This window comes from Rhizobium sp. RHZ01 (assembly GCF_014851595.1).
In the GTDB taxonomy this organism is placed as follows: domain Bacteria; phylum Pseudomonadota; class Alphaproteobacteria; order Rhizobiales; family Rhizobiaceae; genus Rhizobium; species Rhizobium altiplani.
The window spans coordinates 1-22,096 of record NZ_JACUZZ010000023.1; the positions used below are offsets into that span (position 1 = coordinate 1).

The window sequence follows — 22,096 nt, forward strand, 5'->3', positions numbered from 1 at the left end:
CGGCTGCCACATTGCCATTTTCGTCGCGGCTGCCGCTCTTCCAGACGGAATCCCAGCTGCCGAGATCGGACCACTTGAAGGGCGAGGGGACGACGGCGGCGTTGCTCGTCTTTTCCATGATGGCATAATCGATCGAGATGTTCGGGCTGGTTGCGAACGCTGCCTTGTCGAGGCGGATGAAGTCGAGATCTCTGACACCTTTTGCAATGGCGTCGGCCGCAGCTTTGAGGACCGGCGCGGCATAGCTTCGCATCTCGGCAAGCACGCCTGAGACCGAGAACATGAACATCCCGGAGTTCCAGTAAAAACCTCCAGTCGCGACCATGTCTTCGGCCTTGGCAAGCGGCGGTTTCTCAATGAAGCGCGCGACCGTTCGTGCGCCCGTCGGGAGTGTCTTCCCACCTTCGATGTAGCCGTAGCCGGTTGCTGGCTCGGTAGGCTGGATGCCGAAGGTTACCAGCTTACCCTGGGCGGCGGTGGCGGCAGCGATGCGAACGCACTCAAAATAGGTGTCGTCAGCGACGATCTCGTAGTCGGAGCCGAGCACATGCATGACCGTGTCTTCATCAAAGCGATCACGCACGAGCGTTGCGGCCGCCGCAACTGCCGCCGCGGTGTTTCGAGCAACCGGTTCGAGCAGGATTGCCGCAAGGCCGATGTCCAACTCACGCGCCTGCTCGGCAACGAGGAAGCGAAACTCCTCGTTGGTCAGGATGACGGGTGCTTCGTAAAGCGCGGGATCGGACACGCGCAGCAGCGTTTCCTGGAACAATGTCTTGTCGCCGATAAAGCGGATGAACTGCTTAGGCGCTGCGGCGCGTGACAGCGGCCAGAGACGAGTGCCCTTGCCGCCAGCCATTATCACGGGAACGATCTTCTGTGTCATATGGAGTGTCCTCGAATATCTGTCTTGCTTCGCCGATCAACCCACCTGCGCCCACCAGCGGATTCGCTCCAGACCAGTGTGCAGCAACGTCGCGGCGGCTTCTTCGGTTTCCGCCTCGGCGTAGCAGCGCATTTCGGGGGCATTGCCGGACGGGCGGAAATGGATGATGCGGCGATCCGCCAGCGTAACACGAAGGCCGTCAATATCGCTGGCGCTGCCAACCTCGCCGATCGGCTGCAGGAACGCCGCGAGATTGGTGGGTGCGGCGCGAAGATAGGCCATCAACCGGGCACTGGTCTCAACCGGAAAATTCTCAAGCCGGTCGGCCGCGGCAAATGGCAGATTGAAGGACGCGGCGACCACCGAAAGAGGCTGCCGTTTGGAGGCAGCAAGGGAAAGCGCCGCCAGGATGGGGACGAAGCAGTCGCGTGTCGGCAGGGCCTTCAGCGTGTGACCGTTGACCTCGAATTCACTCGCGGTGAGCAGGCCGCCGTTCGCTTCGAAGCCTGCCACGCGAGTCCGGCCAGCCGCGAGTGCTTCTTGCATCCCTGATATGACGAACGGAGAGCCAACACGCGTGCGAATGACGCTGAAGCGACCGGCGGCTTCGATGCCGGAATTCGATGTCACGGGTGTCACAACCGATGTCGCACCGAGAAAGTTCGCGGCGATCAGGCCGAGCAAATCGCCACGCAGCGGCGTCCCGGTTTCGTCCGCCACCAACGGGCGATCGCCATCACCATCCGCAGAGACCATGGCGTCGAGGCCATGCTGTCTTGCGACCTGCTTGAGGTTGGCGATCGTCTCCTCCGAAACCGCCTCGGTGTCGACCGGAACGAATGTTTCCGAGCGGCCAAACGGCACGACCGTTGCGCCGTAATGTTCCAAAAGTTCCACGAGCAGGTCACGGGCGACCGTGCTGTGCTGGTAGACGCCGACTTTCAAGCTTGAGAGCGCTTCCGTGGGAAGAATATTGGCATTCCGTTCGCGGAAGAGCGCCAGGCATTCGACGGATTGGCTTTGCATCCCGGCACTGCGGGGGACAAACGTAAAGCCGGCACGATCGAGTTCTGTCGCGACAGTCGTGATCGCTGCTTCGTCCGTTTTGTCGATTTCTCCGTCCGACCGATAGAACTTGATGCCATTGCGATCGGCGGGGATGTGCGAGCCTGTCACCATGAGACCCGCAGCTTTTTTCTGAAGTCCGTAAAGCGCCAGCGCCGGTGTTGGCACCGTGCCGCAGTCGCGGACCTTGAATCCAAGGCGATCAAGTGCATCGGCACAGTTTGCAACGATCTCCGGGCTGGAATCCCTGAAGTCATGACCGATCAGGATAGTGTCACCGGGGCGGGTCATTCCACGGTCGAGCAGATAGCGGCCAAAGGCTGTGGCATAAAGCGCCGAAGCCCGGCCCTTAAGGTCGACAGACAGGCCGCGAAGCCCACTGGTTCCGAATTTCATTCTGAATAAGCCCCGGATGCGCTTGAATTCGCCAGCGATTCGACCTCAATCTACTAGGTGTTCGTAGATAGTGAACTCCGGTGAACAATAAAATGTTTGCCAATTCCCGGCTCGAGACAAGCCGAAGGCGCCCACGCGCCGATGAGGATCGTCGATGAATGAACAATCAATCGCACTGGAGGAGGGCTGGAGGGACGCTCTCGCCGGCGAATTTTCCAGCCCCTATATGCAGCAGCTCAAGGCGTTCCTCGTCGCACAGAAGCAGGGAGGCAAACGGATATTTCCCAAGGGATCGGAATATTTCCGTGCGCTCGATCTGACGCCGCTGGCAAACGTCAAGGTCGTGATTCTGGGCCAGGATCCCTATCACGGGCTAGGGCAGGCGCACGGCCTGTGTTTCAGTGTTCGACCAGGCGTTCGCATTCCGCCTTCACTCGTCAACATCTACAAGGAGATGCAGAGCGATCTGGGGATTACACCGGCGCGACACGGATTTCTGGAGCATTGGGCACGGCAGGGCGTCCTGTTGCTGAACAGCGTGCTCACTGTGGAGGAGGCCCAGGCCGCGTCGCACCAGGGCAAGGGCTGGGAGCGATTCACCGACGCCGTCATTGGCAAGGTCAACAATGAATGCGATGCCGTCGTCTTCATGCTCTGGGGCTCCTATGCCCAGCGCAAGGCAGCCTTCGTGGATATAAGGCGTCACCTCGTGCTGAAGGCGCCACACCCCTCTCCGCTCTCTGCTCATAACGGCTTTTTCGGTTGCGGCCATTTCTCCAAGGCCAATGCGTTTTTGCAGACGCACGGTCGAGGGCCAATCGACTGGCAATTGCCGACGAACCCCGGCGACGCCCAACTCTTCTGAACGATTGTCTTCTGTCGTTCACTAAAAAGAGACAATGCGTTCCGGTCCTCGGGGCTATTCCAATTGGTCCGGAGCGATCATCTATACCCCATACGAAGCCCGCGAGGCGGGCAAGAAAGGGGTCTTAAATGCTCGATCAAATCAAGGGTCTGCACCACGTCACGTCCATGGCGGAGGATGCCCGCACAAACAACCAATTCTTCACTAACGCCCTCGGTCTGCGTCGCGTCAAGAAGACCGTGAATTTCGACGCGCCCGACGTTTATCACCTCTATTATGGTGACGAAACCGGTGCACCCGGCACGATCATGACGTACTTCCCATTTCCGAAGATGGCGCAAGGTCGTCCGGGAACCGGTGAAGTTGGAACCACCGTTTTCTCGGTCCCGCAGGGCTCGATCGGCTTCTGGAGCGATCGCTTGAACAAGTTGAATGTCACCGGCCTGAAGACTGAGGAGACATTCGGCGAGAAGCGTCTGAATTTTGCCGGTCCCGATGGTGATGGCTTTGCCCTTGTCGAAGTCAAGGATGACAGCCGCCAGCCTTGGACACACGGTGGTATCAGCGAGGATAACGCGATTCGTGGCTTCCATTCGGTGGCCATGCGTTTGCGTGACGATGGCGCCACGTCAGAACTGCTCAAGTTCATGGGCTACGAAGTCCAGGAAGAGCGTGATGGTGTCAAGCGCCTGACTATTCCGGGTGGGAATGGCGCGCATCTCGTCGATCTGGAAACCATGCCGAACGTTTCACGCGCTTTGCCAGGTGCAGGGTCCGTGCATCACGTGGCCTTTGCCGTAGAAAATCGTGCGAAACAGCTTGAGGTCCGCAAGGCGCTGATGGATACCGGCTACCAGGTCACGCCCGTCATCGACCGTGACTATTTCTGGGCGATCTACTTCCGGACCCCGGGCGGCATCCTGTTCGAGATTGCGACCAACGAGCCCGGCTTCAACCGGGACGAAGACACTGCGCATCTTGGCGAGGCACTGAAGCTGCCACAGCAGCACCAGCACTTGCGCGCTCTCATCGAGCAGCACTTGCAGCCGCTTGAGGCTTAAAGGGGACGCACAAATGACCGATAACAGCTATGTGCACCGGCTGCAGGCCGGTGCACCCGGAAAGCCCATTCTGTTCGTGCTGCACGGAACGGGCGGGGATGAAAACCAATTCTTTGATTTCGGGCGGCGCCTGCTGCCGGAGGCGACGATTGTCTCTCCGCGTGGGGACGTCTCGGAGTTTGGTGCCGCACGCTTCTTCAAGCGTACCGGCGAGGGCGTCTACGACATGGCGGACCTCGCCCGTGCAACCGAGAAGCTTGCATCCTTTGTCGCGGCGCTGGCGAAGCAACATGAGGCAAGCGACGTGCTCGGCCTGGGTTTCTCAAATGGGGCAAATATCCTCGCCAATGTGTTGATCGAGAAGGGATTGTTCGATGCATCGGTTCTGATGCATCCGTTGATCCCGTTCCAACCGATGGCAAACCCCGCCTTGAGCGGGCGCGAGATACTGATCACGGCAGGCGAACGCGACCCGATCAGCCCTGCGCCCGTGACGAAGGCCCTGGCGGATTACTTCGAGAGCCAACACGCTTCCGTCAAGACGGAATGGCATGCAGGTGGTCACGATATCAGGCAGAATGAAATCGACGCCATCCACAGGCTCTTCGAGCCGTACCGGTAAGCCACTGCTGTCGGATGGTCATCGGCCATCCGACAGGGCTCCTTCGAATGCAGAGGGTGATAATCCAATAGGCTTATTTTTGGTTGTGAAGCCTTTTTGTTGTGATGATTGTTCGCGCGACGAAACCTTAGCGAGTATTTTGCTGTAACGAGTTGAAGGGTTGCATTCGCATGAACGATGTCGCAGACGTTCGAATGCTGATTGGATTGGCCCACCGACAGGCTCGGACAATATTGCTGGTGGGATTGCCGATCTTCCTGCTGAGCCTCGTCATCGTCTTCTCGTTCACACCTCGCTACACCGCCCAATCGTTGGTTCTTGTCGATACAAGTTCGAAGAATCTGCTCGACCCGGACGCTGCCACGAGTAGCGGCCTTACCGATAATTCCCGGGTGGAAGGCGAGGTTCATATCATTCAATCCGATGCGGTGCTGCTGGAGGCAATCAGGAACGGCAATCTTCTCTCCGATCCAGAGTTTGCTCTCAACCGTTTCAACGGCCGATTACTCTCCGCCGCTGGGCTCGCTGCCGACACGCCCTCAGGCGATGCGGCGCCGGGTGAAGTGCTGTCGGCTTTCAAGGATGCCGTTCGGGTTCGCCGCGAAGGCTTGACCTATCTTATCAGTGTGGGCGTGACATCGGATGATGCGGACAAAGCCGCGCGTCTCGCGAATCTTGGAACGACCGTCTACATCAGGAAGCAGGTCGAAGCCAAAGTGGCGAACACCGTTTCAGCCGGGAAGATCCTTGAACATCAGGTGACGGCCGCCAGAGATGTGCTTGCGCAGAATGAACGCAATCTCTACCTTTTCGTCACATCCCATAGTGATCTCCAGGCAGCCGGTTCTCTCTCGCAACTGCGGCTTGCGGATGCGCAGTTTGGCGAGACGACATCCGATGCGCACCAGAGGGGTACGGGCGCGGTCTATCGGCGGAGGTCCTGACAAAATTCTACGCGCTCCAGCAGTCGGCACAGGTCGCGAGGGTGCAATACCAGAACCTTTTGACGCGATTGCAGGACTTTGAAGCCCAAGCCAGCCTCCAGGTGGCTGACGGTCGCGTGGTTTCCGCAGCCCTTGCCCCGATCGAGCCGTCCTATCCGCGGAAAGGTCTGGTGCTCGGCATCATGGCCATCATGGCCATCGTGGCGTTGGGTGCGGGCGTCGGGGGGTGCCCTGCTACGAGAGTTTTCCATCGGCGGCTTCACGAGCGAAGATCAGGTGAGTGCGGTCCTGAATGTCCCGCTGGCCTCGGTCACGCCCGATCAGGCGGGGAGTGAAGTTGAGAAGCCGCACGGTCGCGGTCTCTCCGACACGATCATCTCCGCCCCGCTCTCGGTCTGACGCGCCCGCGCCTGCTGTCAGGCTGTCCCCGAAGGCGACGATAGAACGCCGCTTTGGTATGGCGCGACGCGCTGCTTGCGTTGGATTGACACTGAGACCGAGAAACATAAAAGGCTCCACAGTAATGAATGGGAATGTGATCCTATTTCGGCTGGAGAAAGCGGGGATAATTCCACTCGGCGACCGACTAGTCTGCGGAAATCGACCGGGCGGTTTGTGGCAATCACTGGCTCAAATGGCTTGTTTGGAAGGGCGAAGGGCAGTCGCTCTTCAAGTGCGGCTGTGACCAGTGGAAGAGATGGTATAAGATCGACCGCGGTGGCGACCCATCGCCTATGCGCTGCGAGACCAGAGACCACAAAGCGGAGTTTTGAAATTGAGTGTAGCCTTCGTCAAAGAAGAAAGTGCCGAAGCTGCTTCGGAAACACTTTTGCCGGACCGTCCAATTTCGCCGCATCCGAACCTCGTTACGGAAGCGGGCTTCAAGGCCCTGGAATTGCAGCTGCAGCAAGCGCGCGAGGCCTACGATGCCGCGAACTCCATTGAAGACGTGAACGAACGGCGGCGACAGGCGGCAAATCCGTTGCGGGATCTGCGCTACTTTGCTGCCCGAGTCCGTACGGCGCAGGTCATCCCTGAGCCGATTTCGCTTGATGTCGTCGCCTTTGGAACCAGCGTGACCTTCAGCCGGGACGACGGACGCGTGCAGACCTACCGTATCGTCGGAGAGGATGAAGCCGATCCGAAAACCGGATCGATTTCCTTCGTATCCCCGGTGGCCAGGGCTCTCACCGGCAAGACGGTTGGAGATGTCGTCAGCGTCGGCGGTCAAGAACTCGAGGTCATCGCCATCGGTTAGGCGCTTTTTCCTTAGCTGATGCGAAAGCGATGGCTGTCCGATTTTCGAACAGCTTATGGCTCTTAACCCGTCTTCATGCTCTATTAAGTAATTATCTTGAGATTGTAATCTCCCTGTTCCATGATGATTGCGATGCAAAGAATTTCGGCTCGTACTTCATGACGATCGCTGCAGATCGCTTCAGCCATGAACATGTTTCTTTGCCGTCGGGTGGCTTTACGGCTGTTAGACTTTGATCTTTATTTATCCCGCAGGCTCTCAACTGCGGTCGATCTGATTAGGGACGTTGCATGAATTCGGAGTTTACCGTTCGTCCGATGCGACCCGGTGAGTTGGAGCTAGTGCTCGAGTGGGCACGTCAGGAGGGATGGAATCCCGGCCTCGACGATTCGGTTGCCTTTCACGATGCGGACCCGTCGGGATTTTTCGTGGGCGTGATCGGGGAGGTGCCCGTCGCCTCGATCTCAGTCGTCAAATATGGCGAGGATTTTGCTTTCCTCGGTCTTTTTATCGTCCATCCGGATTTTCGGGGCAGGGGCTACGGCAAGGCCATTTGGAATGCCGGGATGATGTCGGCTGAGGGCCGTAGCATCGGTCTGGATGGTGTGCCCGCACAACAGGACAATTACCGAAAGGCCGGGTTCGAAGAGGCCTATCGGACGGTTCGCTATGGTGGCGTGATCTCTGCCTTGCCGGAATCAACACTGGTTGCCCACGCTGTCTCGGATAGACTCGACGGATTGCTGCGCTATGACGCGATGATCTTTCCGGCGCCGCGGCCAACCTTCGTGGCGTCATGGTGTGCTACTCGCAAGGACAGGCACTCGGCCGTGGTGCGCAAGCGTGGCAAGATTCGCGGCTACGGAACCATCCGCCGTTGCTACGAGGGCTACAAGATCGGCCCGCTGTTTGCAGGCGACAGGGATAGCGCGGCGGCTCTGATTTCGGTTCTGGCGCAGCATGCCAAGGGAGCGAAGGTCTTCATCGATGTTCCCACCAACAATGGCGAGGCCATTGAACTTGCCGAGAGCCTGGGCTTGGCGCCCGTCTTCGAAACGGCGCGGATGTATCGGGGCACAGCGCCGGTCGTTCCGCTCAGGAGCATTTTCGGCGTGACGACCCTGGAACTCGGCTAGCGCCTTTCGGGGTTAAATCGAAGCGTTCTGTTGGCTCAAACGGAGTCGGTCGGTCGATCAGGCGGCCCGTTTCAGCCAGCCCGTGAGGCCGGGCATCGTTCCGCCAGGAACAGCGGCGACCGGCTCGGACGTACCTTGGGGTATGTCCTTCATCAATCGTTCCTGCCCTGTCGAAAACCTGCTCCGGCAGAACGTTTCAATTTTCTGAAAGCTCTAGTCCATAGGCGAGGCGGGGACGGTCGAGACTGCGCGCTGGGGACGGCCTTTTTCGGCGATGGCAATGCCGCCCAAAGCGAGCGCAAGCGCGATCACATGGAACGGCTGAAGATGCTCGCCAAGCAGCGCCACGGACAACAGCGTTCCGAAGACCGGCACGAGGTTGATGAAGAGCCCGGCGCGATTTGCGCCGATCGCCTCGACGCCCTTGATATAGAGGATCTGGGCAAGCAGGGACGCGAAGATGGCAGTGTAGAAGGCAATCAGCCAGCCCTTGTTGTCTGGCAATTGCACAGCACCTTGCGTGCCCTCCCAGATGAGAAGTGGCACTGCTGTCAGCGTCGCGCCGAGGGCGGGGATCGCCATCAGCGTGCGCCAATCAAGGGGCGGTTTCCAGCGTAGAAAAATCGTGTAGACAGAATAGGCGGCTACGGCGATCAGCATGAGGCCGTCGCCACGGTTGAGACCGAGCTGCAGCAGGGTCGTCAGGTCACCATGCGCGGCGGTCAATGCGACGCCGCCGAGCGTCATGGCGAAGCCGACTATCTGTGCTGTAGAAACGCCTGTGCGGAAGAAGACGAAGTTCAGCAGGAAGATCAGCATCGGGATCCCGGCCTGCTCGATCGCAACATTGATCACGGTTGTGTACTGGACGGCCGAGTAAAGCATCGCGTTGAAAAGCGTATAGCCGATGATGCCGTAGAAGAAGAGCAGCGGCAGGTTCTTGCGGACGATCGGCCAGTCGCGCTTCAATTGCGGTACGGAAACGGCGGCAATGAGTGCCGTCGCAAGGCACCAGCGCAGAAACGTCAGCGTCATCGGGCTGACGTGCCCGAGCGCGAGCTTGCCCGCCACCGCGTTTCCGCCCCAGCATAGTGCCGCGACGACGAGAGAAATATAAGCGGCGACCTGCACAGGCGATTCTTCCAGATGACGGCGATGTGGTTCTCAACCTTGGGACATGATCGGCCAATAGCCCGATGATGGCTGATTTGTCACGTAAAAAGCCGATTTCGGCGGCATAACAGGGTCGATTTCCCGGTGACAAAGCTTTATAGATGCGCGGGTTTGAGAAGGGTGCGGTTAAATCCGCCTTTAACAGGAAGACGTGAATGACGAACGTAGTTGTAGTCGGTTCGCAATGGGGTGACGAAGGCAAAGGCAAGATTGTCGATTGGCTTTCGGAACGCGCCGATGTGATCGTGCGCTATCAGGGCGGACACAATGCGGGCCACACGCTGGTCATCGACGGTGTCAGCTACAAGCTTGCCCTTCTGCCATCCGGCCTCGTGCGCGGCAAACTCAGTGTCATCGGCAATGGCGTCGTCGTCGATCCGCATCATTTCGTCGCCGAAGTCGCGAAGCTGCGCGCGCAGGGTGTCAATGTAACGCCCGAGGTGCTGCGCATCGCGGACAACGCACCGCTGATCCTGTCGCTGCACCGCGACCTCGATGGCTTCCGCGAAGACGCGGCTTCCAACAGCGGAACCAAGATCGGTACCACTCGCCGCGGCATCGGCCCGGCTTATGAAGACAAGGTCGGTCGCCGCGCGATCCGCGCCATCGACCTGGCCGACAAGGAAGCGCTGCCGGCCAAGATCGACCGTCTGCTGACGCACCACAATGCGCTGCGCCGCGGCCTCGGACTGCCGGAGATTTCGGTGGAATCGCTCGAGAAGGAACTGAACGAGGTCGCCGACCAGGTTCTGCCTTATGTCGACCAGGTCTGGCGTATCCTCGACGACCAGCGCAAGGCCGGTGCCCGCATCCTGTTCGAAGGTGCGCAGGGTGCGCTGCTCGACAACGACCACGGCACCTATCCCTTCGTCACCTCGTCGAACACGGTTGCCGGTCAGGCCGCCGCCGGCTCGGGTCTCGGCCCGACGGCAATCGGCTATGTTCTCGGCATCACCAAGGCTTACACGACGCGCGTGGGCGAAGGTCCGTTCCCGTGCGAACTGAACGATGAGATCGGCAAGCATCTTTCGACAGTTGGTCGCGAAGTCGGCGTCAATACCGGTCGTCCGCGCCGCTGCGGCTGGTTCGATTCGGTTCTGGTCCGCCAGACGGTGAAGACATCGGGCATCACGGGCATCGCGCTAACCAAGCTCGACGTTCTCGACGGTCTCGACGAACTGAAGATCTGCGTCGCCTACAAGCTTGACGGCAAAGAGATCGATTATCTTCCGGCTAGCCAGGCTGCCCAGGCCCGCGTAGAGCCGATCTACATCACGCTGGAAGGCTGGAAGGAATCGACTGTCGGTGCACGCAGCTGGGCTGATCTGCCGGCCCAGGCAATCAAGTATGTTCGCCAGGTCGAAGAACTGATCGGGGCGCCCGTCGCTCTCTTGTCTACAAGTCCTGAGCGCGACGACACGATACTTGTGACCGATCCGTTTGAGGACTAAGGTCGCGGGTCATTATTTGTGCGGTTCGCAGGGCGGACCGCACTCTTAGAGAAAGTACGAATGGCGGATTTTATCGCAGTTATCCGGCGGGCGGTTGACGGCCTGTCTGAAAATACTCCCGAGATGCGGGTGAAAGTCTACGAGCGTGCTCGCGGTGCTGTTCAGCGGCAGCTCGAGAATATGAAGCCGCGCCCACCGGAAGCGATGCTGCAACGGCAGCTTGAAAAACTCGAAGCTGCAATCCGCGAAGTCGAAGCCGAACACGCAGAAGCCGTTCTGGTCGACGATGCAGCGCTAGCCGCCGAGCCTGAGGTTGAGGCAAGCGCCGAAGCGGCCAACGAGCCGGAAGCGGCCGTTCCCGAACCGGTTGCCAGCGAAGCTGTGGTCGAGGAGCCGGCGCATGAAACGCCGGTTCACGAAGAGCAGATGGCAGCCGAAGAACCTGCGCCTGCCTACGAAGAGCCGGTCGAAGAGCCTGCGCCCTATCACGAAGAACCTACGCCTCATTATGAGGAGCCTGTCGCTGCCGAACAGGAACACACCGCGCAGCAGGACGCACATTGGGAGCATGAAGAGCCGCGCGCTCCTGTCGGGGAAGCCGAGCCTGTCGAGCATTGGCAGGCCGCTCATGAAGACGACGTCGCTCGCGAGGAGCAGTACGGTCACGAGGAGTATGTTGGCGCAGTCGAGGAGCCTGTTGTCGAGCCGCCCGAGCCGCCCGACGAAGAGCCGGTTCTGCAGCCAATTGCTCGCGACTACGACCTGACCAATCGCCTTGTCGAGCCCGTCTATGGGCTGGATCGTCCGCCGGAAGAATTCGTGGATCGCAGCCAGGAGGAGCCGCTCCAAGCGGATGCCGCTGCGCATTTCGATCCGGTGTGGGCAGAGCCAGTAGAGGAAACGCCTGCACCTCCGGCCAAGGATGCGCAGACGGATTGGGCGCTCGAAGAACTCAGGCAGTTTTCGGAATCTGCGCCGGTTGCTCCGGCCAACGAAGCGGCGCGCGCGTTTGAAGACGTCATCACGGGATTCGACCATACGCCGGGCGGCGTGAAGATGCCCGCCGCGAATGAGGGCTTCTCCTGGGAGGCCGCAGCCTTCGACGATCTGCCACCGATCGAAAACGGCAAGAAAGTTCCGATCAACGCTCATTTCGATGACGGCGATCTCTTCTCCGAAATTCATGGGACGCCGGCAAAAGCTGTACCGGAAACCAATTGGCAGGAGGCAAAGCCGCTTCGCGGATACGACAACCGCGGCGTGGTTGCCGAAGATGATGATGGCATTCCGGCCGCCGATCTCGACAGTGCTGTTGCTGCTAAGTTCCAGGGTAAGAACCTGCGCATGGAGCCGAAGCGCCGTCGCTTCGGCATTGGCTCCATCGTGACGATCCTCATTGCGCTTGGCGTGGTCGGTGGTGGCGGATACGCTGCCTGGATCAATCGGGACGCGCTGTCGTCAATGGTGAAAAACCTCGTCAGCGCTGCTCCCTCGCAGAGCGCGAAGAACGAGCAGACGCCTGCCAAGCCGGATGCGGCGCCCCAGAGGAGCGATGCGAAGCCAGCTGAGGCAAACAAGGAAGTTGCGTCCTTGAATGACGGGGCTTCCGTCAACAACAAGTTCAACCAGCGGCTTCTTGCCGATGGCACCGAAGTCGACAACGGTCCGGCCTCCGTTCCGGGAACGCCTACGGCGGAAGGAAAGTCGGTAGCCGAGCAGAACGTTGCTGCAGCGGATCCGACGCCGCCCGCGACCTCGACGACACCTGCCGTCCCGGCTGCCACCGCACCCGCGACGACGCCGCCGGCGGCTGGAGCCACGCAAGCTGCGCCGGTCGGCTCCTCCGAGAAGATGTTCCTGTACGAAGAGCGGATCGGTCAGAGTTCACCGACCGCCATCCAGGGCTCGGTCGTCTGGAGTCTTCAGCACGAGACAGGCCCGGATGGCAGGCAGGAAGCGACCGTACAGGGGACCGTGACTGTTCCAGAACGCAATCTGTCGGCGCAGCTTACCTTCAAGCGCAATTCCGATGCGTCGCTGCCGGCCAGCCACATCGTCGAGGTGGTTTTCTCGCTGCCGCCGAACTTTGAAGGTGGCGCTATCGAGAGCGTTCAGCGTATCTCGATGAAGCGAACCGAACAGGATCGGGGCGACGCCCTGATTGCCGTTCCGGCAAAGATCACCGACGATTTCCACATGATCGCGCTGAACGACTATCCGGATGCGCGCAAGGCGAACCTCGATCTCCTTTCAAGCCGCGACTGGATCGATATGCCGATCACCTACCGCAATGGTCGCCGCGCGCTTCTGACGATGCAGAAGGGTACTACGGGCGGCGAGGCGTTCAACGCCGCGATCAAGGAATGGGCTGCTTTTGGCGATGTATCGACCAGCCAATAAGCGCCTGTCGAATGGATAAAAGAAAGGGCGGGACCATCGGTCCCGCCCTTTTTGATTTGAAATTGCAATGGCGTTACGCGGTCGCTTCGACCACGCGAACGGCCTTGGCGCGTTCGAGAGCGTCCTTGCGGACGGCATCCTGGACCTTTTCGAAGGCGCGGACCTCGATCTGACGAACGCGTTCGCGGCTAATGTCGAATTCGGACGAGAGGTCTTCCAGGGTCACCGGATCTTCCGCGAGGCGACGTGCCTCGAAGATACGGCGCTCGCGGTCGTTCAGAACGCTCATCGCCTTCGCCAGCATGCGGCGGCGCGTGTCGAGCTCATCCTGTTCGATAAGAACCTCTTCCTGGCTGTCATGGTCGTCGACGAGCCAATCCTGCCATTGACCGGATTCGCCTTCCGAGGCCTTGATCGGTGCGTTCAACGAGGCATCGCCGGAAAGGCGACGGTTCATCGAAACGACCTCCTCCTCGGAGACGTTCAGCTTGGTGGCGATCTCAGCAACGTGTTCCGGCTTCAGGTCGCCATCGTCAATGGCCTGGATACGGCCCTTGAGGCGACGCAGATTGAAGAACAGCCGCTTCTGGTTGGCGGTCGTACCCATCTTCACCAGAGACCACGAACGCAGGATGTATTCCTGGATTGAGGCCTTGATCCACCACATGGCATAGGTGGCAAGACGGAAGCCGCGCTCCGGATCGAACTTCTTGACGGCCTGCATCAGGCCGACATTGCCTTCAGAGACGACTTCGCCGATTGGTAGGCCATAGCCGCGGTAGCCCATTGCGATCTTCGCAACGAGGCGCAGGTGGCTGGTGACGAGTTTGTGTGCCGCTTCGCGATCGCCGTGTTCCGCATAGCGCTTCGCCAGCATGTATTCCTGCTGCGGCTCCAGCATCGGAAATTTGCGGATTTCGTCGAGATAGCGATTGAGACCGTTTTCGCCGGCGGTAATGGACGGCAAGTTATTTCGGGCCATAAAGCACCCTCCTATCTGAATTCCGGTTCCCAATGGAACGCGCCCCTGCGTCGAAAGGCAAACCGGGACATGCGGCTTTATCCAAGCCCGCACTAAGTCAATATACAGATAAGTATGGCGGAACAGGGGTTCAAGACCATACACCGCTTCACGAAGGCGTTACTCTCGCTCCGCACGCAGGGCGTCTGCCAACTCTTCCATGTCCTCGGGCAGAGGCACCTCGAAGTGCATGACCTCGCCGGTGCGAGGGTGCTCGAATTGCAGCATGTAGGCGTGGAGCGCCTGTCTTCCGAAGGCATTCACGGTCTTCCTGGCGGCAACCGGAAGCAGGTTTGCCTTTGTTTTGAAACCTGCTCCGTAGACGGTGTCGCCGAGTAGCGGATGGCCGATATGTGCCATGTGGACGCGGATCTGATGGGTGCGGCCGGTTTCGAGATGGCACTCGACCAGCGAGGCTAGCGACGTGGCATCAGGATTCTCATGGAAGCGTTCGAGCACTTCGTAGTGGGTGATCGCCTCGTCGGCATCCTGCGTCTCGGATCGCTTGACGGCGCGACGCGTGCGGTCGCCGACGGCGCGGCCGAGCGGTGCATCGATCGTTCCAGTCAGCGTGCGAGGGCGGCCCCAGACAATCGCTTGGTAAGCCCGCTCCAGCGGCATGGTCCGCCCATGGTCGGCGAATTGCAGCGACAGATGGCGATGGGAGATGTCGTTCTTGGCGACGACCATGACACCTGTGGTGTCCTTGTCCAGCCTGTGGACGATGCCCGGACGGCGCACACCGCCGATACCGGAAAGACTGTCGCCGCAATGATAGATCAACGCGTTGACGAGCGTGCCCGTCCAATTGCCAGCCGCGGGGTGCACCACGAGACCGGCCGGCTTGGAAATGACGATGAGGTCATCGTCTTCATAAAGAATATCGAGCGGGATATTCTCGCCCTTGGGCGTCGGATCCTCCGGCTCGGGCAGCAGGATCTCGAAGGTGTCGCCTGGACGAACCTTTTTCTGCGGATCGGCGAGGATCTTGCCGCCCACGGAGACCTGGCCCTCCTTGATTAGCGCCTTCACGCGGCTGCGCGAAAACTCCTCGCCGAGCTGTCCGGTCATCCACGCGTCAAGACGGCCTTCGGCGTTCTCGTCGGCGGTGAGGACTTTTCTAATGCCGGCAGCTTGTTTAAAGGGGTCGCTCAAGACGCTTCTTCTCCGAATTACTTAAAGAACGGAACGCCACATATGACGAATATCCAGCCAGAAGACGATCAGGACGAAAAGCCCCTGGATCCGGCGATGGAACGTGTCCGGCGCAAGATGATCCGCCTGCAGATCGTCTCAGGCGTCATCATGTTCGTGAGCCTTATGGCTGTCTTCGGCGCGGTTGTCTACAAAGCGATGCGCGCGCCCGCGAAGGAACCGACAGCCGTAACTTCTGCCGGTGTACCATCCGATGCGCCGGTATCGGTCACGGCAACTTTGCCGTCGGGCTTCGTCATCCAGTCGTCGTCGCTCTCGGGAGGCCAGATCATGTTCTTTGGCGCGACAGCCGATGGAATCAAGAAGTCGCTCATCTTCGATATCAAGTCGGGGCGCATTGTTGCCGATGTGACGGTCAGCGGCGGCTAGGACAATGGCCTCTCGCCTCGTTGCCATCGAGAGCGCGGACGATCCTCGTATCGCTGACTTTCGCGACATCCGCGAGCGCGATCTGACCGGCCGGCAGAACCGCTTCATCGCGGAGGGCACGGTAGTCCTTCGCGTGCTTGTGGAAGCGAGCCACGGCGGTCGCTTTGCGACCGAAAAAGTGCTGCTTCTCAGGAACCGTGTCGACGGCGTCGCTCCAATCCTCGAGAGACTGCCTGATGACGTGCCGGTCTATGTCGCAGAGGCGGACGTCCTAGATCGGATCGTCGGGTTTCATCTCCATCGAGGCGTGTTGGCCCTTGGCAGGCGAGAGGTGGTCGGAACCGAGCTTGTCGACCGATTGCCCGATCGTTCGCTTGTCCTTGTCGGCTGCGGTATTTCCAACCATGACAATGCCGGGTCGATGTTCCGCAATGCGGCCGCCTTCAAGGCGGATGCCATCTTTCTCGATGAGACTTCGTGTGACCCGCTTTATCGCAAGGCGCTACGTGTTTCTGTCGGCTCCGTACTCAGTGTTCCCTATGAGCGGAAGGGCACGGCGCTCGACGTTCTAACACGGCTTGCTGCGAGTGGCTTTGCAATCTGGACGCTCTCGCCGCGCGGGGAGACCGACATTCGAGCCATACCGCCAACCGATCGCATGGCGCTGGTCGTGGGTACGGAAGGCGAGGGGCTGCCGCCTGCACTCCTGGAACGTTTTCAAAGCGCGCGGATCCCGCAGTCGGAGGGACTGGACAGCCTCAATGTGGCGACGGCGACCGGCATCGCCCTCTTTGCCATGTCATCGGCAGCGAAGCTGATCTGAGTTCAGCCCGGTTCGGACAGGATTGTCGCGGCGCGTTGCGCGAGGTTGATACGCTCTCCGTCCTGATTGTCGGTGCCATCCGGCAGAAGGTCGCGGATCGGTGAGGAGGGTCCTTCGTTGATAGCGGTCAATGCAACCATGCTTGCAGCAATGCCGGCGATCTCTTCACGTATCGCACCGTCGTGGCTGGTGTCGGATTTCGCTTTCAGAAGTTGTTCCGAGACCGCGGCGCTGCGCTTGCGCACTTCGTCGCTCAGGCGCGCTGCAATCGCTGCTGTGTCGAGCTCAGTCGGCATTGTTTCCTCGGTTGCCCGCTCCTCTGAAACCGCATCTGCGACCACGGGCTGAAGTCCAGCGTTGCGCAATGCACGGTTTGCCTTGCGCAGCTCGGCATTCGCCGCCTTGATCTGTTCCTTCAGCTTGGTAATTTCCTGCTGGCGGCGTCCGAGAAGCGTATCCTTGTCGGCCGTTGACGCCGCATCGCGCCCCGCTTTGTCCTCGAGCCGGATGACTGCGTGCTCATGCTGGGCGAGCGCCTGCTCCGCATCCTTGGCGCGCTTCTGCAGCAGGTTCACGTCCTGGCGAAGATTGTCGCGCTCGATGCGGACTGCGTTCGCCTTGAACGTCAGGCTCTCGATTTCGGTATCGCGCGCTGCGAGATCGATCTTGAGATTGTCGGTCTGCTCCGCAAGCTTGTTAAGGCGCGTGCGAAGAGCGTCGAGCTCGCCTTCCTTGGCGGCGCTTGCTTGCTCGGCGATGTGGAGGCTCGTCTTAAGCTGGCTGATGTAGTTCTCGTCCTTGCGCAGGTGCGAGCGCTGTTCCGCGGCCTCGACACTCATGTCGCTGATTTGCGCCTGTAGCCCCTCGATCTCGGCGGCAAACCGTCCTGCGTCGAGCGCCAGCGAGTCATGCTTCAGTTGCAGCGCCAGCGACTTTTCGCGCTCGCGCACGAGGTCCTGTGTCGTCTTGGCGTTCTCGGCAGCATAGAGGGCCCGGACCATATCCTTCTGCGCGCGCACTTCCTGCGGGCTGAGTGGCATGGTCGCGCGCATACGGTTTTCCGTATACCAGACGATGCGGCGGTGGACGGCAGGCGACACGAGAAAGACGAGAAACGCTGCCGCCAGGAAGCCCAATCCGAACAAGAGAGCATATTCGATCACGGCGCGGCCACGGCTTCCAGAAGTTGAGTTGCGTCAGGACCAATGATTAAGCGGACCTGACGCGTAGAGCAAGTGGCGGATAGGTCACGGCGAGCGAGAGTTCGCTGCGCCGATGGGAATCAGAAGGGATTCCAGGTCGGATTAGGGGTGACCTTGAGGTAGCCGACATTCAATCCGAGGCGAGCACCGACGCCTGTGCGGATCGGCACCACCAGTACGTTGTCGTTCTTGAGAAGCGTCATGCCGAAGCCGGCGATAACGAAGGCTTGACCACTGACGCCACCGAAGCGCGCGTAGATGGCGTCGGTCGAGGGCAGGTCGTAGACGAGCATCATGACGCGCGTGCCCTGACCGCCATAGTCGATCCCGAGCGACGGACCCTGCCAGTAGAGCGGATGCTCACCGGCATTCTTTGTATTCAACTGGCCTTCGCCGTAGGTGAGACCGGCGATGAAAGCTCCGGAACCTTCCTGGCCGAGGACATAGCCGTTGGGAAGGCCGTATTTCTGAAAGGCGGCTTCGATCACCTTGGCCAGCCCGCCGCTGGTCGAGCCGAAGAACGAGTGCCCAGCGTCGACGATTTCCTGCATCGAATACTGGCCGCCGTTAGACTGCTGCGCCGATGCCTGCATTGGGACAAGCGCGAGGGGCGAAAATGTCAGCGCAACGAGAAGCCGCCAGATGGCGGAGAGTCTTCCGAAAAAATGGGCGCGCATGGTGTTATCCGTTCATCATGGTCGGTACGATGAGCCGTTTCCGGCGTTTCGTTCATTTTGCGCGTATGGTCTTAACAATCGGTTTACCAAATATGGTGTCATTATGGCGCTGAGTACGGCCGCAAACTTCGCGCAATTTAAATGACGCAAAAGAGGCGGCGGAATGACCCTGCCGCCCTCCTGGAGACTATGATGTCGAAGAATCCAAACCTCACCCTTGCTGGCCCCGACCTGGCCGCGCTTCTGTGCAGCCGCGTCTGCCATGACGTCATCTCGCCGGTTGGCGCAATCAACAATGGTCTGGAGCTTCTGGACGAGGGCGGCGCCGATGCCGACGCGATGGATCTTATCAGGACAAGCGCGCTCAACGCCTCTGTCCGTCTGAAGTTCGCCCGGCTTGCCTTCGGGGCCTCGGGATCGGTCGGGGCTTCGATCGATACCGGCGAAGCCGAACGTGCGGCGAAGGATTTTGCTGCCGCGGAGAAGAAGACCGAGGTTGTCTGGACTGGTCCGCGCGCGATTATCGCCAAGAACCGCGTCAAGTTGCTGCTCAATCTCTTCCTGGTAGCCTATTCGTCAATTCCACGTGGCGGTGTCATCGAAGTCACGCTTGAGAACCCCGAACTGGACGCAAAATTCAAGATCGTTGCGAAGGGCAAGCTGATGCGCCTGCCGCCGAAATTCGTGGAGATCTCTACGGGGGAAATCGAGGAAGCCATCGACGCCCACTCGATCCAGCCCTACTACACCGTGCTGCTTGCCGATGAATGCGGTATGGCGCTCGGGCATAGCGCGACCGCCGAAGAACTTACGTTTACCGCTGACGTCATCGCAGCTTGATGCAGGGACCTCGACGGCGATCCGACCGTCGAGGTAATAAATCCTTAGCCTAATGTTTCTATTCTTGGCCGATAACACGCCAGCCGCATTAGAAGCTGGGGCAAGGAGCAGCCATGCAGAGGTTTATGATCGCCGACTCATCTGACGTCGTTCGGAAGGTGGGGAAGCGCATCCTTTCCGAACTCGACTTCATGGTCATCGAAGCCTCCAACGTTGTCGAAGCTCTCTCCAGTTGCCAGGTGGAACTTCCAGAATACCTGATCGTCGATTCTGGCATGGACCGCGCGCTCGAGTTGATTTCGGCGATCCGCGGCATGGAAGGCGGCAAGGACGTCAAAATCTACTATTGCGTGGTTGAGGCCGACCTCAAGAAGCTGATGATGGGCAAGCGGGCAGGGGCGACTGATTTCCTCCTCAAACCCTTCGATCGCAAGATTCTGACGGCCGTATTCGGCCACCGCGCTATCGCAGCATAATTGCGACTACCCGCCAACGATCGAAGCCGCCACGGGCGGCTTTTTCTATGTCACAACGAAAAAATCCCGCCACAGAGGACGGGATTTTCTCAGTCTTGGCAAAGGGGCTGACGTATCAGGCGGTCTCGGCGTACTCGGCGCCGTCCGGCTCGCGCAGAACATAGCCGCGGCCCCAGACGGTTTCGATGTAGTTTGCGCCACCGGCAGCATTTGCGAGCTTCTTGCGCAGTTTGCAGATGAAGACGTCGATGATCTTCAGTTCCGGCTCGTCCATGCCGCCATAGAGATGGTTCAGGAACATTTCCTTGGTGAGCGTGGTGCCCTTGCGGAGCGAAAGAAGCTCCAGCATCTGGTATTCCTTGCCCGTCAGGTGCACGCGCTGGCCACCAACTTCGACCGTCTTGGCGTCGAGGTTGACGATCAGTTCGCCGGTCATGATGACCGACTGGGCATGACCCTTGGAACGACGAACGATTGCATGTATGCGCGCAACCAGTTCGTCCTTGTGGAACGGCTTGGTCATGTAGTCGTCGGCGCCAAAGCCGAGACCGCGAACCTTGTCCTCGATACCGGCCATGCCCGAGAGAATCAGGATGGGTGTCTTGACCTTGGACAGGCGGAGAGTGCGGAGCACTTCATATCCGGACATGTCGGGAAGGTTCAAATCGAGAAGGATGATGTCGTAATCATACAACTTCCCTAGGTCCACGCCTTCTTCACCCAGATCGGTGGTGTAGACGTTAAAACTTTCTGATTTGAGCATCAATTCGATGCTCTGCGCTGTCGCGCTGTCGTCTTCAATGAGTAGTACCCGCATTATTATCCCCTTTACCGCCGCCGAAAGGTGGTCTGGCCCCTACGCGATACCGAATACATCATTGCGTGATTTGGAAGCTGCCACGAAATGGTTAACAAATTCTGATTCACTCTGGCAAGAGGTAACGAATTTATTAAATATTTTGTCCATTCCGCTGTTTTCCAACGAGAATTCGCAAAGCCAGATCTTAACTTTTACATTAAGAACGGCCGGTAAGCGATTCATTCGACTCACCAATGAAACAGTATCGGAAATCGCGTAGTTGTGTTTACCGACCCTTAAATCATCGGCACTATCATTAACGATGCCCGTAAACGAAAGGTTACCAGCGGTAGGTTTTTGTTAATACCGACGGAAATTTTTTAGCAGGCCGCGTCAAAGCGGCCGGCAAGGGCGATTTAAAGTGGAGCAGGGGTCTCGCATCACTGGAGTAATGCGTATGAAGTCGCGTGAGAGCCTAGTTCGCCTGAAGGAGTTTCAGGTGAACGAAAAACGTCGCCAACTGCAGCAATTGCAGATGATGATGTCCGAATTTGATAGGATGACGAAGGATCTGGAGAGCCAGATCGTCGTCGAGGAAAAGAAGTCCGGCATTTCCGACCCGAATCACTTCGCCTATCCGACCTTCGCAAAGGCAGCTCGCCAGCGCGCGGACAATCTTCAGGTCTCGATCAAGGAACTGAAGATGCAGGAAGAGGCGCTTGAACAGGCGCTGGAAGAGATACAGGCGGAATATGCACGTGCAGCCGCGCTCGAAGAGCGCGACGGCGCAGTCCGGGCAAGAGCCTAAGGCGGGAAACGGGTGCTGTCGGCACCTTGGGATCGCCTCGAAAAAAGCCATGCATGATGGGCCGTCACGTCCGTCATACATGGCTTTTGGCGTTATTGGGCTAACCGTTAATGACGTCGCGCCACTCCTCGTGGCGTTGCGCTTGCGCTTTGAAGAAGGGACATAACGGGAAGATCTTCCATCCCCCTTTGCGTGCCTCCTCGACGGCATGAAGAGCAAGTGCCTGGCCAACGCCCTTGCCGCGCAGCGCATCGGGTACGCCGGTGTGGTCAATAATGACAAGCGCCGGCGATGCGCGGGAATAGGTCATTTCGGCCTGATGGCCCTCGACCTCTGCAACGTAGCGGCCGCCGGAGGGATTCTCTTCATTCCTGATGTTCATTGCCATTCCTCGTCAACATTCAGCTGTCGGTCGGAAATTGGCATGTCATCCCGGCCGCGCCAAGGCGGGCGATGTGGACACAGTGTTCGATGAGAAGAGGCGGGGACAATTGCTGCCGGTACGAGGCCGGCAGCAATTCCGGCTCACCGACCGATTTTCCTGCCGAGTGGTCTATGGAGCAGGGAACTCGTGGTGAGGCTTGTCGCAGCATAAAAGCAGGGCGTCTG

At 59.2% G+C, this 22,096-nt stretch carries 24 protein-coding genes; 15 read left to right on the top strand and 9 right to left on the bottom strand.

Translation table 11 applies throughout. The features are described from left to right. Together IB248_RS21680 and IB248_RS21685 are read right to left on the bottom strand one after the other, a co-directional pair. Positions 1–886 (bottom strand): mannose-1-phosphate guanylyltransferase/mannose-6-phosphate isomerase (locus IB248_RS21680; RefSeq protein WP_192241673.1); only part of this gene is annotated, 886 nt, incomplete at its 3' end. A gap of 36 nt (positions 887–922) precedes the next feature. Then, positions 923–2,347, bottom strand: coding sequence for a phosphomannomutase (locus IB248_RS21685; protein ID WP_192241674.1), 1,425 nt, complete (start codon positions 2,345–2,347; stop codon positions 923–925). Positions 2,348–2,501: 154 nt separating this feature from the next. On the opposite strand from IB248_RS21685, the gene ung reads away from it, so the two are divergent. From ung to IB248_RS21720, 8 genes are all read left to right on the top strand, one after another. Next, on the top strand, positions 2,502–3,212 hold the full coding sequence (ung, locus tag IB248_RS21690; protein WP_192241675.1) for a uracil-DNA glycosylase: 711 nt from the start codon (positions 2,502–2,504) through the stop codon (positions 3,210–3,212). A gap of 128 nt (positions 3,213–3,340) precedes the next feature. Further along, positions 3,341–4,273 carry a VOC family protein gene (locus IB248_RS21695; protein ID WP_192241676.1) on the top strand — a complete coding sequence of 311 codons (933 nt, stop codon included), beginning with the start codon at positions 3,341–3,343 and terminating at the stop codon, positions 4,271–4,273. Between the two features lie 13 nt (positions 4,274–4,286). After that, entirely contained in the window at positions 4,287–4,895 is a 609-nt protein-coding gene (locus IB248_RS21700) for an alpha/beta hydrolase (RefSeq protein WP_192241677.1), read from the top strand. Between the two features lie 170 nt (positions 4,896–5,065). After that, positions 5,066–5,839, top strand: coding sequence for a Wzz/FepE/Etk N-terminal domain-containing protein (locus IB248_RS21705; protein ID WP_192241678.1), 774 nt, complete (start codon positions 5,066–5,068; stop codon positions 5,837–5,839). Positions 5,840–5,880: 41 nt separating this feature from the next. Further along, positions 5,881–6,174, top strand: coding sequence for a hypothetical protein (locus IB248_RS21710; RefSeq protein WP_169684512.1), 294 nt, complete (start codon positions 5,881–5,883; stop codon positions 6,172–6,174). After that, complete coding sequence (locus tag IB248_RS32210) at positions 6,116–6,238, top strand: hypothetical protein (RefSeq protein WP_281412479.1); 123 nt, start codon at positions 6,116–6,118, stop codon at positions 6,236–6,238. Before IB248_RS21710 ends, IB248_RS32210 begins: the two co-directional genes overlap by 59 nt. Positions 6,239–6,614: 376 nt before the next feature. Next, complete coding sequence (gene greA, locus IB248_RS21715; protein WP_018858200.1) at positions 6,615–7,097, top strand: transcription elongation factor GreA; 483 nt, start codon at positions 6,615–6,617, stop codon at positions 7,095–7,097. 290 nt (positions 7,098–7,387) lie between these two features. Continuing rightward, positions 7,388–8,233, top strand: a complete 846-nt coding sequence (locus tag IB248_RS21720; protein ID WP_192241679.1) for a GNAT family N-acetyltransferase — start codon at positions 7,388–7,390, stop codon at positions 8,231–8,233. Positions 8,234–8,446: 213 nt separating this feature from the next. Here the strand turns inward: IB248_RS21720 and IB248_RS21725 are convergent, their stop codons facing one another. Next, positions 8,447–9,364: a DMT family transporter gene (locus IB248_RS21725; protein WP_192241680.1), complete on the bottom strand. Its 918-nt coding sequence runs from the start codon at positions 9,362–9,364 to the stop codon at positions 8,447–8,449. Positions 9,365–9,561: 197 nt separating this feature from the next. Here IB248_RS21725 and IB248_RS21730 point away from each other — a divergent pair, with 197 nt between their 5' ends. Together IB248_RS21730 and IB248_RS21735 are read left to right on the top strand one after the other, a co-directional pair. Next, complete coding sequence (locus IB248_RS21730; protein ID WP_018117286.1) at positions 9,562–10,857, top strand: adenylosuccinate synthase; 1,296 nt, start codon at positions 9,562–9,564, stop codon at positions 10,855–10,857. A 60-nt stretch (positions 10,858–10,917) separates the two neighbouring features. Then, positions 10,918–13,257 (top strand): hypothetical protein, encoded by a 2,340-nt coding sequence (locus IB248_RS21735; protein ID WP_192241681.1) that lies wholly within the window; start codon positions 10,918–10,920, stop codon positions 13,255–13,257. Positions 13,258–13,330: 73 nt separating this feature from the next. Here the strand turns inward: IB248_RS21735 and rpoH are convergent, their stop codons facing one another. Both rpoH and IB248_RS21745 read right to left on the bottom strand, forming a co-directional pair. Continuing rightward, positions 13,331–14,239 carry an RNA polymerase sigma factor RpoH gene (gene rpoH, locus IB248_RS21740; protein WP_018117284.1) on the bottom strand — a complete coding sequence of 303 codons (909 nt, stop codon included), beginning with the start codon at positions 14,237–14,239 and terminating at the stop codon, positions 13,331–13,333. Positions 14,240–14,398: 159 nt separating this feature from the next. After that, positions 14,399–15,433 carry an RluA family pseudouridine synthase gene (locus tag IB248_RS21745; RefSeq protein WP_169683571.1) on the bottom strand — a complete coding sequence of 345 codons (1,035 nt, stop codon included), beginning with the start codon at positions 15,431–15,433 and terminating at the stop codon, positions 14,399–14,401. A 42-nt stretch (positions 15,434–15,475) separates the two neighbouring features. Here IB248_RS21745 and IB248_RS21750 point away from each other — a divergent pair, with 42 nt between their 5' ends. Together IB248_RS21750 and IB248_RS21755 are read left to right on the top strand one after the other, a co-directional pair. Then, positions 15,476–15,862 carry a hypothetical protein gene (locus IB248_RS21750; protein ID WP_018117282.1) on the top strand — a complete coding sequence of 129 codons (387 nt, stop codon included), beginning with the start codon at positions 15,476–15,478 and terminating at the stop codon, positions 15,860–15,862. 4 nt (positions 15,863–15,866) lie between these two features. Further along, entirely contained in the window at positions 15,867–16,685 is an 819-nt protein-coding gene (locus tag IB248_RS21755; RefSeq protein WP_018858206.1) for an RNA methyltransferase, read from the top strand. 2 nt (positions 16,686–16,687) lie between these two features. Here the strand turns inward: IB248_RS21755 and IB248_RS21760 are convergent, their stop codons facing one another. Both IB248_RS21760 and IB248_RS21765 read right to left on the bottom strand, forming a co-directional pair. Next, positions 16,688–17,848, bottom strand: coding sequence for a hypothetical protein (locus tag IB248_RS21760; protein ID WP_113470937.1), 1,161 nt, complete (start codon positions 17,846–17,848; stop codon positions 16,688–16,690). A 119-nt stretch (positions 17,849–17,967) separates the two neighbouring features. Further along, a complete protein-coding gene (locus IB248_RS21765) occupies positions 17,968–18,480 on the bottom strand; it encodes an EipA family protein (RefSeq protein WP_245267975.1) in 513 nt (170 codons plus the stop codon). Positions 18,481–18,756: 276 nt separating this feature from the next. Between IB248_RS21765 and IB248_RS21770 the strand changes: the two genes are divergently transcribed. Both IB248_RS21770 and IB248_RS21775 read left to right on the top strand, forming a co-directional pair. Beyond that, positions 18,757–19,404, top strand: coding sequence for a histidine phosphotransferase family protein (locus tag IB248_RS21770; RefSeq protein WP_018858208.1), 648 nt, complete (start codon positions 18,757–18,759; stop codon positions 19,402–19,404). Between the two features lie 113 nt (positions 19,405–19,517). Beyond that, positions 19,518–19,880: a response regulator gene (locus IB248_RS21775; RefSeq protein WP_018858209.1), complete on the top strand. Its 363-nt coding sequence runs from the start codon at positions 19,518–19,520 to the stop codon at positions 19,878–19,880. Positions 19,881–19,995: 115 nt separating this feature from the next. Here IB248_RS21775 and ctrA read toward each other — a convergent pair whose 3' ends face one another. Beyond that, positions 19,996–20,697, bottom strand: coding sequence for a cell cycle two-component system response regulator CtrA (ctrA, locus tag IB248_RS21780; RefSeq protein WP_003542362.1), 702 nt, complete (start codon positions 20,695–20,697; stop codon positions 19,996–19,998). Between the two features lie 439 nt (positions 20,698–21,136). On the opposite strand from ctrA, the gene IB248_RS21785 reads away from it, so the two are divergent. Beyond that, positions 21,137–21,487 carry a hypothetical protein gene (locus IB248_RS21785; protein ID WP_018117276.1) on the top strand — a complete coding sequence of 117 codons (351 nt, stop codon included), beginning with the start codon at positions 21,137–21,139 and terminating at the stop codon, positions 21,485–21,487. A gap of 100 nt (positions 21,488–21,587) precedes the next feature. Here the strand turns inward: IB248_RS21785 and IB248_RS21790 are convergent, their stop codons facing one another. Then, positions 21,588–21,869, bottom strand: a complete 282-nt coding sequence (locus IB248_RS21790) for a GNAT family N-acetyltransferase (RefSeq protein ID WP_018117275.1) — start codon at positions 21,867–21,869, stop codon at positions 21,588–21,590. Between the last annotated feature and the right edge of the window lie 227 nt (positions 21,870–22,096).